Genomic DNA, 17,475 nt, shown 5'->3' on the forward strand with positions numbered 1-17,475 from the left:
ACGAAGTTTGAATAAACCGTGCTGTTACCACTTGTGACAGCTCTCCTGTAATAAGTGTTAACTTTTACTTTCCTTCAGAAACATTTCTGTACAACGTGAATATTGAGTTCTACTACCTTATTTTTACTACTCGCATTAGTGCTGTAGGGTCTTTTTCTTACCACAATAATTTTCGGGGAAATGAAAAAAAAGAGATCCTCATCTGAAGATCTCTCTATTATAATTTTGAACGCTTTTGTTTAAATTCAATAATACTAGTTTATAAGCTTTACTCCAAAAAGATTAACAGAATTACTATTCTTAAAACAAATTCCATATTGACCAGGAGTAAACCGAGGAACAGTAATTAAGTATGAGTTGGTCCCGTACTTTTTTGCTTTGAACTCCAACTTTTCAGAGTTTGAAGTGTTCCAGACTCTTTTGGTGTTTTCAATTTTCATTTTGACAATACTTACCAGGTCAGATGGATTAATTGAATTATCTGAGACCCGGACAATAAACTGTGAATTTAAAGAATCCACAGAAACAGTGGAACAACACATTTTAAATTCTAAAATCAACTGCGTTGTCATATATTTAATTTTCGTATTTACCGCTGTCTGGTGTTCCAGTAAAACACCAGTACCAATGGAATCATTTACGAAAACTGCAGTCTCGGAAAAATCTGGCTCGATTATTCTGACATTTTTGAACTTTTGACAATAAGTCTGAGCTATTGAAAAAAATAAAAACGATAAGATTAATAAATTCCTTTTCATGACAAATGCTAAGATATGTTTTTTTTGGTGGTGTATTTAATCTCCTCCGAATCTTCATCAATTGGCATGAAAGTATCTTCCTCAGGGATGGGGTATATTTTTCGTTTTTTTGTGCTCACCTTTCTTCTCTGTCCTGGTCCTTTAGTCGACAAAACAGAATTCTTAATTATCATTTTGGATTTTTTCACCATTTTTTCAGAGTTTAAGCGAGCAGTTTCTCCAATTTCATTTTCCATTTTTCCCAGTCCTTCATTTCTTTCGTTTGTAAGTCAATAAATCTTTGAGTATGATCGTGATGAACCAGATGGCAAAGTTCATGAATAATAACATATTCAATACAACCTTTAGGTGCCTTGATCAATTCTGGGTTCAGAATGATTTTACCTTTTGGTGTACAGCTTCCCCAACGGGTTGGCATATCTCTTAATACAATTGATGACGGTTCAACCTCATATATTTTGAATCTGTCTATAATTGGTTGGGCTATTGATCGAAACTTGATCTTCGCATTTCCTAAATACCAACCATTTACCAACTGCCTGACTCGTAGTTTATCTAATGTTGCCACTTCAATAAACTTTCCTTTCAACTTTACTGATTCCAGTTTTTTTTGCACGATACTCAAACGGTATTGTCTGCCGAGATATAAATGCGTTTCGCCTCCTACAAATTTTTTTGCAGGTGTCTTTGGATGGAAAGTAAGGAAGAAACTTTGTTGCCTGATTATCCAAGATGCTTTCTTTCTAAGTTTCTCTTCGACTTTTTCCAGCGTTGTATCACCAGGGGCTTTTACTAAAACTGACAGATCCGGTTTTACAGTTATCCCTAAGGTTTTTCTATTGGAATATTCCAGATGAAAATCTATTTGCTTTGAACCGAATTGAATTGCAGATTTCATTACCTATAACGGATTTTAGCAACATCAATACATTTGTTAGAGATCTCATCCATGTCTCCAAATGAGAGATTGAGGTGGTATTTGTCCCTCACTTCATCAATCAGATAATCTCCGATTTCGATCTGCAATTTTCCGGTTATGTTGGTTTTAAATTGCCAGTCAATAATTGGTTTATTATTATCCAACACAGCACTTTGAATTAGCATATCAATGCGTAAAGCTGCATGAGTTGAGATTTCTCTTCTGACAATAGAATCCTGAATATTATCTTTTAGGGCTTCTACACATAACCCGTAAAATGCTTTGGCAACATCATTTTCACTTAATGCTTCTGGTATATCACTGTCAGTGTGCGCTAAAACATTATTCATTATTTCCTGAACTCTGTTTAAATAGATAGTTTCGTTTATGCGATTTGCTTCATATTCCAGAATTGCTTCCTGCAGCATCTGAGAAAACTTTTTATAGAATGCAGGATCTTCATCCATTTTCTCTGAAATGTGTTTTGAAGTCCGACTTGCGATCTTATCGGCTTTAGCTGCTTTGCCTATTGTTTTTACAAGCTCTTCCTGAAACTTGTCTTTTTCAAAGATGTTCACCAACTCAGTAATAACTTCCACTTTATCCGTAGTGATATGAGTATCAATTAATTTTTGAATTTGTCCTTCATATAGTTTGTAGTCAATTTCGTCAGAGTACCTTTCTACAACGGCCACACGAAGTTTCAGGAACATAGTCAAATCTTCTTTGTAACGATTTATCGTTTTTTCATCAACATCTTTATAGAACCGGAGAGAGGAGAAAGCCAGTTTTAAACATTTTGCGAATGCTGCCAGCTTATCATAAAACAAAACCCTTATAGCTTCATCCTTAAGTAACAGCTGATAAGCTTCTGCATCCCGTTTATTTGAGACTGTTTTAAATAGATCCCATAACTCTGAATGTTTCTGAGGTAATTTGTGAATTTCATCATTGATGTTGGTGAGTGTACCAATCAGGTCGTCGTTATCGAAATCTTCAAACGAAGAATACATCTGCATTGCATCATCAAGATTTTCAATTACTCCGTAATAGTCAATGATGTACCCAAATTCTTTATCAGAATAAACACGATTAACCCTGGCGATTGCCTGCAATAGTTTATGTCCACGTAAATTCCTGGTAAGATATAAAACTGTATTTTTTGGTTCATCAAAACCCGTAAGAAGTTTATCTACAACAATAATTATTTCCGGGTCTTTCTGATTCTTGAAACGGCTGATGATGTTCTTCTCATAAGATTTAGAATTGCCATGTTCGTCCATCATCTTCTTCCAAAAACGGTTTTCTTTATCGGTGGATTTTTCATAAGCACTCTCTTCGCCTTCTCTTTCATCAATTGACGAAATCAAAACTACACTGCTTACTATCCCTATTTCATTCAGAAATTCATTGTAACGTATGGCATTTACTTTTTTATCGCAAACCAATTGTGCCTTGAATGGTGTTCCCTGCCAGTTATCACGAAAGTGCAGACTAATATTCCATGAAGTCGCATAGATCTTCTGTTCAGCCCCATTCAACTGATCAGCCCTGCTGAATTTCTTCTTAAAATCAGCTTTCTGATAATCTGTCAATGGTTCAGCCACCATTCCAAAGAATGTATCAAGAGGACTAACATTTACGTTTTGCCGTGCTAGTCTTCCTTCGTACAATAATGGAACTACAGCTTTATCTTTTACAGCCTGATCAACAGTATATGCATCAATAATGCCGCCGAATTTTGCAGCAGTACTTTTATCCTTTTTGAAGAGGGGTGTTCCGGTCATTGCAATAAAACAGGCATTGGGTAATGTCTTTTGCATCTCAATATTGAAAGTTCCATGCTGGGTCCGGTGACCTTCATCAACAAGGACAAAAATATCATGGCTCTCCAATGGCTTTGTTATTTTTTTTATGGCTGCCACAAATTTATTTATGATGGTGGTCACAACTGAATCACTTTTACTTTCCAACAGTTCAACCAATCGCTGCCCTGTTGTGGCATTCTCAACAAATTTCCCACATTTCCTGAATGTACCAGTAATTTGATTATCCAGATCCGTCCTATCCGTTACCAGTACTATTTTGGGGTTACGGATCGATTTTTCCAAAGCAATTGCCTGAGCCAGCATTACCATAGTCAGTGATTTTCCACTGCCCTGAGTATGCCATATCACCCCACCCTGTCGTCTTCCCTCTTTAAACTGAAGGATCCGTTTCATTGATTTTTTTATCGCAAAAAACTGTTGATACCGGGCAACCTTTTTCTCTCCGTTATCGAACAGAATGAAGTTGAAAATAATATCCATCAACCTTTCCGGACGACATAACCCGAACAAATATTTATCCTGGATTGTCGGAAGAATATTTTCTGTTTCCAGATCATCAAAGTATTGCCTCACATACTTAAACCGTTCGCTGAACAATTTATCTTTCTGTTCAATACCTAATGGTCGGTTTTTAATCTCCAGTAAATCTTTTAAGTATTTTTCTTCCTCCTCTTCCGTTGTAAATTTTTCTTCCCACTTTGACCAAAATTTCTCAGGAGTTGCATTTGTGGCATAAGCTGCTTCCTGTGTGGCAATGCTCAAAATAACCTGTGCATACACATATAGAGCCCTGATTCCATCTTCCTGCTGACTTCGTAAGTGCTGACTTATTGCCTGTGCTAACGGCTCTTTCATATCAGGTCGCTTACACTCAATTACACACAATGGTATACCATTAACGAACAAAACCAGATCAGGCCGGTAATGCTCTTTACTGTTACTGCGCATTACGCTGTATTCTTCTGTTACATGAAATGCATTATTACTTAAAAATGTTTCCGGATTCCAGTCAATGTACTGAAGTGTTATGCTTTTTTTATCCCCGTCAAAATTCTGTTCAAATGCCTTTCCCAAAGTAATAAGGTCATAAACCGTTTCGCTGGCGGCTATGTAACCTTCGTTCATCGGCAATTCTTTTAATGCACGAATTCCGTTTTCAATATTAGCATCGCTGATATAAGTAGTTTTTGTTGAACTAATTCTTTTATCTGAGTTGATCTCCTTCAACTGTTTGCGCAGAATGTCATCAAGTAAAACATTACTCGTTTTACCACCACGAAGTTTTTCGCATTCTGACGGACTCAAATAAATGTATCCCAGCTTTTGCAGCAATTGTAAAGCAGGTACCTGGCTTATATGGTCTTCTTTGAAACTTGGTGTGTTCATTATCTTATTTTCATTCTACAGAGAATATTAACAACGAAAAAGAGAATTGTCTTACCAATATTTTTATCATTTGTCTTTTGGAGGATTAGGGTCGTTGCCATGGCTATCTGGATTTTGAATAGTCCCGTCTTTTCTGTGTGGAATCAGTTCTGATCCTTCTGAGTTGCTTTTTTCTCTGCTCCATTGCATTGCATCTTCCTTAGTTTCGAAATGTTTAGAGGCTCTTTCAGCATGTTCTCGTTTGGAGTCCCACCCACCATCAGGGTTTGGTACTACATGTCTTTCTTTTCTACTCATTTTTTCTTAATATTAGTGTAAAATTATCCTTTCCATTTCATATTGACTTTTCTTGTGACTATTCTTCTTCCAAATCTTGTATTTTCTCTGGGTAGTCTCTAAATATTATAAATGCTTTGAATTGTTAATTACTTCAGAAATTTCGGCTGCAATTTCCTCAACAGTATACGCTGATGTATTTCTAGCCAATTTATCAGCTAATGAAGGGGAAAAATCTATTACTTCTTTTTTAGTTATATTATGCCAAATTGGTAACATGATTTGCTCTCCACTGACCACTTTCGTAATAATTCCATCTAATTCATAATTAGTCCATCCTTTTTTTATAAAGTCTTTTGACAAAACCACTATACCAAAGCGACTGTTTGCAAGTCCTTTATCTATTTTTCTTCTAAGACTATCACCTATTTGCATCTCAAATTCATCATACCAAACACTTAATCCTTCTGCTTGCAGGGCAATGGCCAAAGGGCGAACTACTTCATCTTTATCTTCCGATGCGTGTGAGATAAAAACATCATAGCTTTTAACGGTGTGATCTAAATTATAAGCATCGCCGTATTCTTTTCTAACCAATGAGGGAACTGTCGATAGTGCTGGTTCATTGTATTGTGGCAGAGCAGAAGGTAAAATTTGAATTGATGATCTTACAGTTCCCCTTAGACCTTGTAGGTCTACAGTTACATACCAATGCCCTGAACTTGGAATACCTAAAACTATTGGTGACCTTGTAATTAATCCCCCAGTATACCTATGACTTCTACCTGATTTATAACTTTGATAGTTTGAACTATCCATCAAACGCACATTAGCTGCATTCCCTGAAAGTGTAACTTGTACTCGTTGTCCACTTTTTAATTGTCCTAAATCGTAAACTTGGTATTTCATAGATTAAACTGTTAATCTTTTCTTCCCCGTTAGCAAAACTTGCATCAACCCCTTTTTCTGATCCCTCAGTTTTTCTGTTTTGGCTTTAAGAAGTTGAATTTCTTTGTCAGCTGCCTGAAGCACTTGAACAATGGCGGTTTGTTCTTCAAGGCAAGGTAGTTTTATTTTAATTTTTGAGAAGAGATCATACCACAAATAGACTCTTACTCCACCTTCCCCTAATGTTTCGATTCTATATTTTGTATGGTCTATTTGTAAAAACTGATGAAGATAGTAGTCCAAAATTTCCCCTTTAGTTTTAAAGCAGACATAAAGTGAACTAATAACACCAATTTCCATCTCGAAATATGCTAATGAGCCAACGTTTATTCTTGCTGGATTGTAAGCAAATTCGTGCTTTTTTATTATTTTATAATTGGATAAATCTTCCCCTGAGACTTTCCCTTCAAAATATTCAGACTGCAACACAAATCCGTTGGTATTTGTAACTGAATATACTTTTGCATCTATCAACTCTTTATTCCTTCTTGAAAAATTTGTAGTAATATCACCAAGTCTACATTCCTTCCACTCAGAGCTAAACCCCTTCAACCTTTTCTTCCCTGTCAATAAATTTTGCATCAGCCATTTTTTCTGCAATTCCATTTTAGCAACAAGAGAATTGTTTTTGTTGATGGCTGTGTCCATCAAACCAAGGATGTGAGCAATGGCTTTTTGTTCGGGGAGAGGAGGAAGAGCTATTTTAAGTCTAATCAGTTTTTCCACAGATAAACCAGGCTGAGCTGAAGATTCAGAAAGTCTATTTAAATTTTGAAAATCAAGTCTATAGGCAAGGAATGAATTATCATTTTTATTATCGGTTTTTACAGCAATTGCATGTTCAGAGATATAATTTTTACCACATACTCTGATAATATTTCCACAAAGTGCACCCTGTCTTCCAATCAAAAAGTAGTTTCCTTCGTGCGTATAATTGTTAGTGTAACCACGTAAGCCATTTCCTCCATAGACAGCATAATCACCATTTTCATTTATTTCTTCTGACGTAATCCCATAACCACTCCTAAATGTTGTGCATATTTCTCCTAATCGTTTCACTTCCCAATCACCAGGAATACTTGTATTGTGAAAGGGTTTTGCATTATTCTTTTCTTTCATCCTTTTCATAAATATCGTTCAATAGAAGCTGAAGATTCCTTTAGTAACCTTTGAAACCAGGCATCGACCAAGTCCCCTGAACAAAAAGGATGAATTAAATCATAGTATTTAGTGTTGTCACTATTGCTAAACAATACCGATAATTCATATTGGCTTTTATATCCAGCATTATGAATTAATGCCCATCCCTTAAACATTTCAGAATAATAGAATATTCTTCGTTCTGAAGATAATGTAATGTCTCCTTCATCAGCTATTTTATATATTTCTAAAGAGACACAGAAATTCTGGGTTGTCACAATTCTATGAGCTAACTCATCAGGTATTTCAAACGTACATCGAAGACGGTAATCACCGATTCCAAATTCAGCAGTTTCACTATTCCCTGCAAATGGAAATTTATAATTAGTATCGAAATGTGAAGTCCCCAAAAAGAGGATCTTTTCGTTAAAACAATCTTTTAGTAATTGATGTTCTGTTCTTGCCAGCTCAATAGCTTCCTTTGTTTCCTGAAGACGAACTTTTCGCTTCTTTTCTTCAATTCTCTCTAAAAGATTTTGATACCGGTCTTCAACAGTTATTGGTTTTAAAGTTCCACCCTCTTCAGTTACTTTGAATTCAATAAACTTTGCCAGCTCTTCAAAGGAAAATCTACGAGGATCTAAATAAATGCGCGTGGAAGGATACCAGGATGGTATTTCATTAGGTACAATAGGAATGACTATAAGGAAATTATACCCTTGGTTTTTTACTGATGTTCTGTCAATAATGGCATTTTTTTCAATCTCGGTATAAAATGATTCGCTCCATTCATTTCTGGAGAGAATAACAACAACTCTTGAGCTCTCTTTAAAAATCTTTCCAAATTCTTCCGGTCCCGATTTTGAGATTAATTCTTCCTGTTTATCCTCATAAAAAAACAATTCTAATCCAGGATTCAATTGAGCAACTATTTTTTTTGCAAAGTCGACGTCCTGCTTACACAGAGAAATAGCGACATCATATTTACTGTATAGTTTACTCATTTGCTGTCAGGCTAAAATTCATAATCAACTGACGGAACACTTTTTCTACATCAATGTTCCCTAACCCCATTTCTTTAAAGATTGCTTTGTCCGGAAGATCTTCAGAAATGGTATTTACGAAGGTTTGTAATTGTTGCTTAATCTTTTCTGGCAATTTAAAATTGTCAGCCTCAGTAAGCATAACTGCCAATCTGAAAACATCGGCTTTATGTTTTCGTAGCTGCTTTGCATCCTCAGTGCTACCATTGGCTATTCGTTCTGATATTTCCAAAAAGGCTTTAGCTTTCAGACATATAAGAGCTTCAGTATTGGCAAAATGTATTCCATTTTCAAGAGTGCTCATTTCAATCATATAATTATAATAATCATCACTTAGTAAAATTGCAGATAAACTCGAAAGATCATCATCTACCGGGATAGGAGTAAGATATGCTGGTTCTTCAAGATCAACTAAATCAGGTTTACGTGAAAATAGTTCAATCTGATACGGGAAGTCTGATTTTTCTGGTTTTGTAAAACGATAATACTTCCTTTCATCAGAGCTTTTCTCTTTCCGTTCATAGTTTCCATCCTGAATAAATTTCCAGAACTGTTTTACGAAATCAGAACTCAGAGCTTCAACAATTAATATGATATCGATATCTTTTGTCGCTCTTGGAACAAGACCTGCCTCTTCAATAATAATATCACAAGCAGTGCCGCCAATAATTACATAATTATTAGTATAATCCTTAAAATATTCAGAAAAATCTTAATACCTCTTACCATGGGAATTTTTCTATTAGTTTTTCAAGTGCCATTTCAATACGTTCATTTTTGTTCTCTCTGAAACACAAATAAAGTGAGAGAGAATCAATATATTCTGTCTTGGTCAGCAAGGCAGGATCGTATTTCCACTCCTCAATACATACATTCCCTTCCATCGGATCAATGGGTTTAAGATTCACCCCTCCTATAAACCTTCCATAACCTGGGGGCATCGCAAAAAACTCTACTTGTTCATCATTAAGTTCTGTATAATAAGCAAGTGCATTAATATTTGCTTTCTTTAGGTTCTGATCCAAGGTATAACCTGTATAAAACTGTGTCTTGTTTATTGGATTTGTCATCTTAGGTTCAGCAATATCCCATAATTCACGTTTGGTTTTCTCAAATTTCAGAAACTTTTCTTTTGTGCCTTCAATTTTACACAAACCTGTGTTATGAAAGTAAAATGCTGCCCGGGTAATAGTCATAGGGTTATAGCCAAGCTTTTGAGCTATGGTACCAAGGTTTAATCCTTCCAAAGGTTCAACCTGTAAATGATACAATAGAATAAGTTGCGCGGCCGGTTGCATATTTGCTGGTTGCTGGTCCTCTACCTGACTATTGCCGTATTCTTTCAAAGAAATTAAAAGGTCAGGCATATACATTTGTCTTCCAGGAACAATAAACGGTACTCTTTTTTCTATCAGTCTCAACCTTTTATATGCGTCAACCTGAGGAATAACTGCAACCACGACTGAATCTAAAATGCTTTGTACCTTAGTAAGATGAGTCCTGAGAACTTCAGTTGTGAAATCATCTTTCACGCTTAAAAGAACTATCTTCAGGTTGTACAGTCTGATTTCACCAAAATCGTAGCCTTTAGCCAGGAAGAATGGTAAATTCTTAAGCTTTTCAGGTGCTATTTTTTTATAGGTTACCCTGGTACCAAGCACCTCATTAATATAATTGACTACTTCATTCATTTTATGAATATTACATTATATAACTGTATATTAATATAATAGCATTATATTTGCACACTATCATTAATTATGATATCGTGCAAATATAATGATAATATACAGATAATCAATATCAACGAGTTATATATAAATAATTTTTCCATTAGTGAAATACTTATTTTCATCATATCTTAAATATCCAAGCTGATTTGTAAGCATTTTCGTTTCCCCAATGCTAAACTCTTCAACATTAACATGATGGTGCCCATAAATCCAGAAATCAATATTATTGTCATCAATCAAATCGTAAAGATTAACTGGAAAAAACGGTCAAACTGACCACCTCGCGCCGGTTTAAACTGACCACCCTTCGCCGGAGCAAACTGACCACCTGAGATGAGTTTTTCTCATGTTGAAAAAGTAAGTTATAATCCTTACTGTTGGTTTTATATTAACAGAGGGATTATGGCCAATAAAAGACAGACATGAGTAAACTAAGACAAATGCTGCGGCTCTATGCGCAGGGCGAGAGTAAGCTGAAGATCAGCGATCTGACGGGTGTGTCTCGCAACACCCTAAAAAATACCTTAAAATTTATGTCCGCCTTGGCCTGGATCTTGCGGAGGTCGACAAGCGGAGCGACCTGGAACTGGATCAGTTGTTTGGCGACAATCTGATGCCGGAACCCAGCGAAAAATATAAAGCTCTGGAACCCTTATTTCCTCTCATAGAGAAAGAGTTGAAGAAAAGAGGGATGACACGCCAGATTCAGTGGGAAAGGTATATAGCAATGCATCCCGATGGCTTTAAGCCTTCACAGTTCAAACATCATTACCAGCAGTGGCTCCGCCGCAGTAAACCGGTCATGCATATCGAGCATGTTGCAGGCGATAAGATGTATATTGATTATGCCGGGGAGAAGCTTCATCTGGTTAATAAAGAAACAGGCGAGATAACAGATGTAGAGGTATTTATATCTATTCTTGGAGCAAGTCAGTTAACCTATGTTGAGGGAACATTAAGCCAACGCAAAGAAGATTTAATCAGCTGTTGCGAGCATGCCTTATTTTATTACGGAGGTGTGCCAATGGCAATTGTTCCCGATAATCTTAAGAGTGCTGTAATTAAGAGCAGTCTTTATGAGCCTACATTAAACCAGGCATTTGAGAACTTTGCTTTGCATTACAGTACCACCATATTACCCGCCCGGGCTTATAAACCTAAAGACAAAGCTCTTGTTGAAGGAGCTGTCAAGATTGCTTACAGGCGTATCTACTCTGTGCTGGACAATAAAGTCTTCCATACTCTTGAGGAGTTAAACGAGGCAATAAGAGAGATAGTTGAGCTTCATAATAATACAAGGATGACGGGGCGGCCATATAGCCGCAGAGATCTGTTTGAGGATGTGGAGCGAGCCGTACTACATCCACTTCCTGAGTTACTTTATGAATTTAAACGGCATCAGCAAGCTACAATATCTGTAAATGGACATGTTTGTCTGAAGGAAGACCGTCACTATTACAGCGCTCCATATCAATATATTGGTAAAAGATAAAGATCATGTACTCGACCACCCATGTTGAGATTTATTACAATTATGTTCTTTTGGCCCGCCATAAAAGAGACCGCAGGCAATATGGCTATACGACCGATAAAGAGCATCTGGCTTCAACGCATAAATACCTGACAGACTGGAACCCTGACCGCTTTCTTAACTGGGCAGAGTCAATCGATGGATCAGTCAGGGAGTTCATTGTAGGTCTGATGGCAAGTAAAACCCATCCCGAGCAGGCTTATAAAGCGTGTCAGGGCGTCCTAGGCTACGAACGCAAGGTAGGCAGGGAAAGACTGATAAATGCCTGCAGAAGAGCCATTGAATATGAAAACTACTCCTATGGTGCAATTAAGTCAATACTGGAAAACAAGTATGACTTTTTAACTTATGTGGAGTTAACGTCAGAGATCCCGGTTCATGAAAATATAAGAGGTGAGAACTATTACAGGTAAAAACGATAATATAAAAAGTAAGAGAATGACAAAAGAAATACTCGACAGAATAAAGAAGCTCCGGCTGCTCGGAATGGCCAGGGCTTATGAAACCAGCCTTGAGAATGATAACCTTGCAAACCTGTCAGCTGATGAGCTGATAGGTATGTTAGTGGAGGCGGAATGGGATGACCGTCAAAACCGTAATATTGACAGAAGGCTGCGCAATGCAAGGTTCCGCTATCAATCGTCAATTGAGAGCATTGATTATGAGGCAAACCGTAATCTTGACAGGAACCAGATGCTACGCTATGCAGAATGCACTTACATCAGAAAACATGAGAACATACTTATAACCGGAAGCACCGGAATAGGGAAAAGTTACCTTGCTACAGCACTTGGGCATCAGGCATGTACTCTTGGGTTTAAGGTATATTATGCAAATATGGCAAAGCTATTTTCCAAGCTAAAGATGGGCAAGGCCGATGGTTCTTATATACGTGAAATATCAAAAATAGAGCGGCAAGACTTACTTATCCTTGATGACTTTGGACTATTACCAATAGATAATCAAAATCGTTCTGCACTGATGGAAATAATAGAAGACCGTCATAACAAAGCATCATTAGTAATAACTTCCCAACTACCAGTAAACTGCTGGCATGAGGTCATTGGAGAAAAAACTATTGCTGATGCAATCCTTGACAGGATCGTTCATAATGCACACAGGATAGAACTAAAGGGAGAATCTCTGAGAAAAGGCAGGGAGAATTATAAAGAAAATGGAAATTTGAATTAAAATAGATAGATTTGTATAACCACTTTTTATGATGGGAAAACTCTTTGAAAAATCAGTAACTTCGATGTGGTCAATTTAGACCGGCTGAATGTGGTCAGATTGACCGGCTTTTGTAATAATCAAAATAATGATGTTATGATAAATATTGGTTTGAAAAGATGTGTTAAAACAGTTTTGGCCATGCTGATTGCAGTTACTGTATCTCCTGGCTGCTCAACAAAAGACGAGCCTTTTTCGCGTCAGCTGACAGAATGGAAGATTGCACCTGCTGTGTCTGCAACAACACCTGCCCTTAATGCAATTGCTGTTAAAGATGATGCAGCAAAAGCAGTAGACTACTCTACTTCTGACTGGCTGAAGGCCGTGGCTCCTGGAACCGTCCTGGGCAACCTTGTCGATGCCGGTGTTTACGATGACATTTTTCAGCCGGATAACGATGGAGAGATAAACGAATATTTCAATGATAATTTATCAAGGATACCTGAAGGAGATTTTGAGAATCATTGGTGGTACAGCACCGATTTTACGATTCCTTCAGGCGAAGCAGGAAAAAAAATCATCCTCACGTTCAAAGGCATAAGCTATACAGGCGAGATATATGTGAACGGAACAAAAGTAAGCAACAAGTACATCAACATTAAAGATGAAAACTATCTGAAGAACGGACAAACCCTGTTGGATTTTGGTGCTGAGGTGACCGATTTCCATACTGATGGTTCCGGCACTCTGACAGGTGTCATGGATTTTGAGGAATACAAAAATCAGTTTATAGGGACGATGCGCACATACGACCTGGATGTCACGGATCTTGTAAAAACGGGAAGCGTAAAAAACAATATCAAGGTAAAGGTTACAAAACCCATGTACCGCGATGACCTGACATACTACTGGGTTGACTGGAACCCCAAACCTGCGGACGCAATGATGGGTCTGACCGGCGAAGTTTTTCTGCATTGCACCGGAAGTGCAAGACTTGAAAATCCCGCCGTAGTCTCAAAGGTAACAGTCGATCATTCAACTGCCCGTTTGAATTTATATGTTGATGTGAGCAACTTCACTGCGGAGGGGGTAAGCGGATCACTCACCGCTGTGATCAAGGATCCTGAAGGAAAGGTAGTTGCGACAATCACCAAAGAACCTGTTAACGTTCCTTCAGGTGCATACAACAGTGAGATTGAATTAAGAGCCTCAGACTTTCCCGGATTGAACATTGAAAATCCACGGCTCTGGTGGCCGTATCTCTCCGGTGAACAACCGCTGTACACTGTTGATTATGAATACTCAGCTGATGGTATTGTAAGTGACAGGCTTCATCACCGATTCGGCATACGGGAAATAAGCGCCGAAGTGAATGTGTCGCCGTATGCCAACAATAATTCCGACTCGATATCGGCATCACACCTGGCGAACATGCTGCAAATATACGTCAATCACAGGCCTGTGTTGCTGAAAGGCGGAGGTTATTGTGCATCGGATCTGTTCCTGCGCCATAACCGTGAAACCAACAAGGCAGTTGTGGAATACGTAAAATACATGGGAATGAACATGATCCGTGACGAAGGCAAATTCTTCGACAACAATCTGCTTGATCTCATGGATGAAAACGGGATACTGCTCATGACGGGCTGGTGCTGCTGCGACCGCTGGCAGAGCCCGGGCGAGTTCTCCAAAGCTGAGCGTTTCGTGGCTTTTGAATCATTGTATGCCCAGCTGAGGAATGCCAGGCAGCATCCATGCATGTTTCTCTGGTTCAATGGAAGCGACGACCCTCCAAGCATTAAAGCCCAGGGTGTGAATGGTCAGAATGTCGAGCAGAAATACTTTGAGATAGAAGCAAACCTGCGTTGGCTCGAGATCGGTGCAAATTGCAACAATGGCTCTGCCAAGCTCGCCACCCTGACCGGGGTTACCGGAGGCATGCATATGGATGCAACATACGACAGTCAGACGCCCACGTGGTATTACTCTGACCCCAGGGGTTTGTATGGATTCATCTCCGAGGGTGGAGGAGGGAGCATCCCCGTTCAGGAAACCATGCGCAGGATACTTCCTGAATCTAATCTTTGGCCGTACAACTCCGCGGAGAATTACAATCTGTGGAACTATCATGTCTGCAGGGGCAGCTTCAATAACCTTGGCCAGCATGTTTTGTTCATTGACGGCTCATACGGAGCCTCTTCTACATTTGATGAATTCATTGCACGGGCCCAGGTCTTTCAATATGATCTGCAGAGGGCCCAGTATGAAGCTTTGAATTCAAATCGGTACCTGAACACAAGCGGGTTTATAAACTGGATGCTCAACAATGCCTGGCCCATTATGTTCTGGAACCAGTTTGACTATTACATGAATCCAAATGGCACCACATACGGTGCAAGGAAAGGCAATGAACCCGTTCATATAATGTACAACATGTACCGGAAGTGCGTCAATGTTGTCAATAATACATTTGCAGAGTACCCGGGAGCTGTGGCCACGATGGACGTTTATGACATCATGGGAAACCGGATCAGCAACACACTTGAAAAGACAATAGATATCCGGGCTGACGGCGCACCCGCTGCAATTGATTATGCAGATTCGGGAAAAAACAGGTTATCCCCCAGGACAATAGGTCTGGTAAAGGGTGAAAACAATTCCTATGAACCTTACCGGATCAACTATTTCGGAAAGATAACGGAAGCTTATGGAGTCACGGAAATATGGGATTACGATGATATACAGACTGCATTGACCGCTCCACCTTCGGATGTGTATTTCATACGGCTGGAACTGAGGGCTGCGGATGGCAGGGTGCTCAGCCTGAACTCCTATGCCGAACCATTGAGAAATGATGTGGCAGGAGCAAGCCACTCCTGGAACAGGTCAGGCACTTACCAGGCTCCTGACATGACCCTGCTGAATCAGCTTCCCAATGTTGATCTGGAAGTTACGCAACCGGCATTCAATAAAACTTCCGGAAAGAACATACTGACCTGCAGAGTAAGCAATCCGACTGACAATATCGCATATGCTGTTGAACTTAAGGCATATACAGGCAGCAACCGCAGGACGCTTGGCTCCTGTCATCTACGATGATAACCTGTTTACCCTTTTCCCGGGTGAGAGCCGCGACATCGATATTTCGTATAACCGGTCGGATCTGTCAGGGAAAGCCTTTGTCGCTGTCAGCTGCTACAACAACGTGATTAATGGGAAAAGCTATAGGGCTGCAACAAACATCTACACAACTGTACCACAAGGTGGATCCAATAACATAGCCCGCGGCAAAACAGTGTCAGGAGGCACTGATCCTCTCAACGCCACGGACGTAACACCGGGCGGACATGCAAATGCCGGTGAAGGCAGGACATTCATTGACTCCGACATGAACACCTTTGCTACGCTGTCGCCGGAACAGGGAGCCTTTGTAGTGGATCTCGACAGTGTCACGAGTTTCGACAGGATAATGCTGCGCTGGAACCGTATGAACAGTCTGCGAGGCCGACCGGATCATGTCAGGATTGAGGTAAGTAACGACAATGTTCAGTACACGGAAGTTGCGAGTTATGATAACAGTAATATGAGTTCGATAATGACCAACATTATCATCCCTGTACAGGCGAGGGGACGTTATGTAAGGATCATACCTTCCGGGCTGACTGGAATGTCTCCGGCTATCGGCATGAGAGTCGATGAATCTGGAGCATCAGGGCAAAGTGCAAGCGGCATCCGTCAGGCAGACGCTTCAAAGGTATTCAACCTGTCGACTATTGAGATATACGCTTTTAAATAACCTTATGAAAATCTTGGCGATGATCAACCCCTGCCTGCCTGAAAGATCTCCCGCAGATGGTAAAATAATGGCGTATGCCGTTAAAATGGGAGAAAGAATTGGTGATGCTTCTCTCAATCAATAATTGGAGGGGTGTAAAGTTGATCGGCAGAGTTAAAGGTACATGCTGAGATCTATCTCAATTCCGGTTGCAACTTTTGTCCGTTCCGGGTACTAAAACAGAGCGAGTGTGTGAGCGAGAGCGAGTACACTCGTTCTGTTTTCTCACTCCCACTCTCACACTCACACTTTCTTTTCTTTATCGAGTGCGAGAGCAATCTGGAGCAATCTCTTTTCTTTTTTCCTCACTCCCACTCTCACATCCACACTAAAATTTTTCTATCTTTACTAACGGTCTCGCAACCATAATTAAAAGTTTTTTAACCATTAAACCCTCGTGCTATGTTCGATTTTTGTAAACTAGATGTCTATCAGAAAGCAAAATCATTTTGCATTTCTATGAATAAACTGATTGTTGGTAAAAAATTCGACAAAACAACAAATGATCAACTTCGACGCGCCTCATTCAGCATCATGCTTAACATAGCCGAAGGCTCTTCTCGTTTCAGTAATAAAGATCGTAAGAACTTTATGGTCGTTGCCAGAGGGAGCACTTTTGAATGTGCAGCAATTCTTGAATATTTGTTTGAAATATCAGAAATAAACCAACCTGACTTTAATACTTTCACAGACAATCTTGAACAGATTTCCAAAATGCTGTTTAGCCTGATTCAACACCTTGATAAACCTTAAAAAGAGTGAGAGCGAGTTAGCTCTCATTCACATTCTGTTTTTCAAATGATACTAGTCAGATCCTGAACAGAATTAATCATGAAAATAATGTTTAGTATTATTTGTGGATGTGGAATAAATTTGCCAAAAAATTTGTCTAAATCCATAAACCTGA

At 39.0% G+C, this 17,475-nt stretch carries 13 protein-coding genes and 2 pseudogenes; 5 read left to right on the forward strand and 10 right to left on the reverse strand.

What is annotated here, in order from left to right:
* Positions 1-254 precede the first annotated feature (254 nt).
* The 10 genes and pseudogenes from IPJ16_16590 to IPJ16_16635 all read right to left on the reverse strand — a co-directional run bounded on the left by IPJ16_16590 (position 255) and on the right by IPJ16_16635 (position 9,990).
* On the reverse strand, positions 255-758 hold the full coding sequence (locus IPJ16_16590; GenBank protein MBK7628785.1) for a hypothetical protein: 504 nt from the start codon (positions 756-758) through the stop codon (positions 255-257).
* Positions 759-766: 8 nt separating this feature from the next.
* Complete coding sequence (locus IPJ16_16595) at positions 767-994, reverse strand: hypothetical protein (GenBank protein ID MBK7628786.1); 228 nt, start codon at positions 992-994, stop codon at positions 767-769.
* Positions 961-1,656: a M48 family metallopeptidase gene (locus IPJ16_16600; GenBank protein ID MBK7628787.1), complete on the reverse strand. Its 696-nt coding sequence runs from the start codon at positions 1,654-1,656 to the stop codon at positions 961-963. The genes IPJ16_16595 and IPJ16_16600 overlap by 34 nt, the downstream gene beginning before the upstream one ends.
* Entirely contained in the window at positions 1,656-4,892 is a 3,237-nt protein-coding gene (locus IPJ16_16605; GenBank protein MBK7628788.1) for a type I restriction endonuclease subunit R, read from the reverse strand. Before IPJ16_16605 ends, IPJ16_16600 begins: the two co-directional genes overlap by 1 nt.
* A gap of 66 nt (positions 4,893-4,958) precedes the next feature.
* Complete coding sequence (locus IPJ16_16610; GenBank protein ID MBK7628789.1) at positions 4,959-5,189, reverse strand: DUF2188 domain-containing protein; 231 nt, start codon at positions 5,187-5,189, stop codon at positions 4,959-4,961.
* A gap of 105 nt (positions 5,190-5,294) precedes the next feature.
* On the reverse strand, positions 5,295-6,077 hold the full coding sequence (locus tag IPJ16_16615; GenBank protein MBK7628790.1) for a DUF1883 domain-containing protein: 783 nt from the start codon (positions 6,075-6,077) through the stop codon (positions 5,295-5,297).
* A 3-nt stretch (positions 6,078-6,080) separates the two neighbouring features.
* A complete protein-coding gene (locus tag IPJ16_16620; GenBank protein MBK7628791.1) occupies positions 6,081-7,235 on the reverse strand; it encodes a restriction endonuclease subunit S in 1,155 nt (384 codons plus the stop codon).
* A 5-nt stretch (positions 7,236-7,240) separates the two neighbouring features.
* On the reverse strand, positions 7,241-8,260 hold the full coding sequence (locus tag IPJ16_16625) for a hypothetical protein (GenBank protein ID MBK7628792.1): 1,020 nt from the start codon (positions 8,258-8,260) through the stop codon (positions 7,241-7,243).
* Positions 8,253-9,028: pseudogene (locus IPJ16_16630) on the reverse strand (hypothetical protein). The gene IPJ16_16625 and the pseudogene IPJ16_16630 overlap by 8 nt, the downstream one beginning before the upstream one ends.
* Positions 9,022-9,990, reverse strand: coding sequence for a hypothetical protein (locus IPJ16_16635; GenBank protein MBK7628793.1), 969 nt, complete (start codon positions 9,988-9,990; stop codon positions 9,022-9,024). Before IPJ16_16635 ends, IPJ16_16630 begins: the two are co-directional and overlap by 7 nt.
* Before the next feature lie 482 nt (positions 9,991-10,472).
* On the opposite strand from IPJ16_16635, the pseudogene IPJ16_16640 reads away from it, so the two are divergent.
* From IPJ16_16640 to IPJ16_16660, 5 genes and pseudogenes are all read left to right on the forward strand, one after another.
* A pseudogene (locus IPJ16_16640) lies at positions 10,473-11,976 on the forward strand (IS21 family transposase).
* Positions 11,977-12,001: 25 nt separating this feature from the next.
* The gene (locus IPJ16_16645; protein ID MBK7628794.1) at positions 12,002-12,754 is read left to right on the forward strand and encodes an ATP-binding protein; all 753 of its coding nucleotides are present in this window, start codon (positions 12,002-12,004) and stop codon (positions 12,752-12,754) included.
* A 135-nt stretch (positions 12,755-12,889) separates the two neighbouring features.
* The gene (locus tag IPJ16_16650) at positions 12,890-15,832 is read left to right on the forward strand and encodes a hypothetical protein (protein MBK7628795.1); all 2,943 of its coding nucleotides are present in this window, start codon (positions 12,890-12,892) and stop codon (positions 15,830-15,832) included.
* Positions 15,765-16,529: a discoidin domain-containing protein gene (locus IPJ16_16655; protein MBK7628796.1), complete on the forward strand. Its 765-nt coding sequence runs from the start codon at positions 15,765-15,767 to the stop codon at positions 16,527-16,529. The genes IPJ16_16650 and IPJ16_16655 overlap by 68 nt, the downstream gene beginning before the upstream one ends.
* Before the next feature lie 441 nt (positions 16,530-16,970).
* On the forward strand, positions 16,971-17,321 hold the full coding sequence (locus IPJ16_16660) for a four helix bundle protein (GenBank protein MBK7628797.1): 351 nt from the start codon (positions 16,971-16,973) through the stop codon (positions 17,319-17,321).
* The last annotated feature ends 154 nt before the right edge of the window (positions 17,322-17,475 follow it).

Source organism: Bacteroidales bacterium (assembly GCA_016709865.1).
Lineage (GTDB): Bacteria > Bacteroidota > Bacteroidia > Bacteroidales > VadinHA17 > LD21.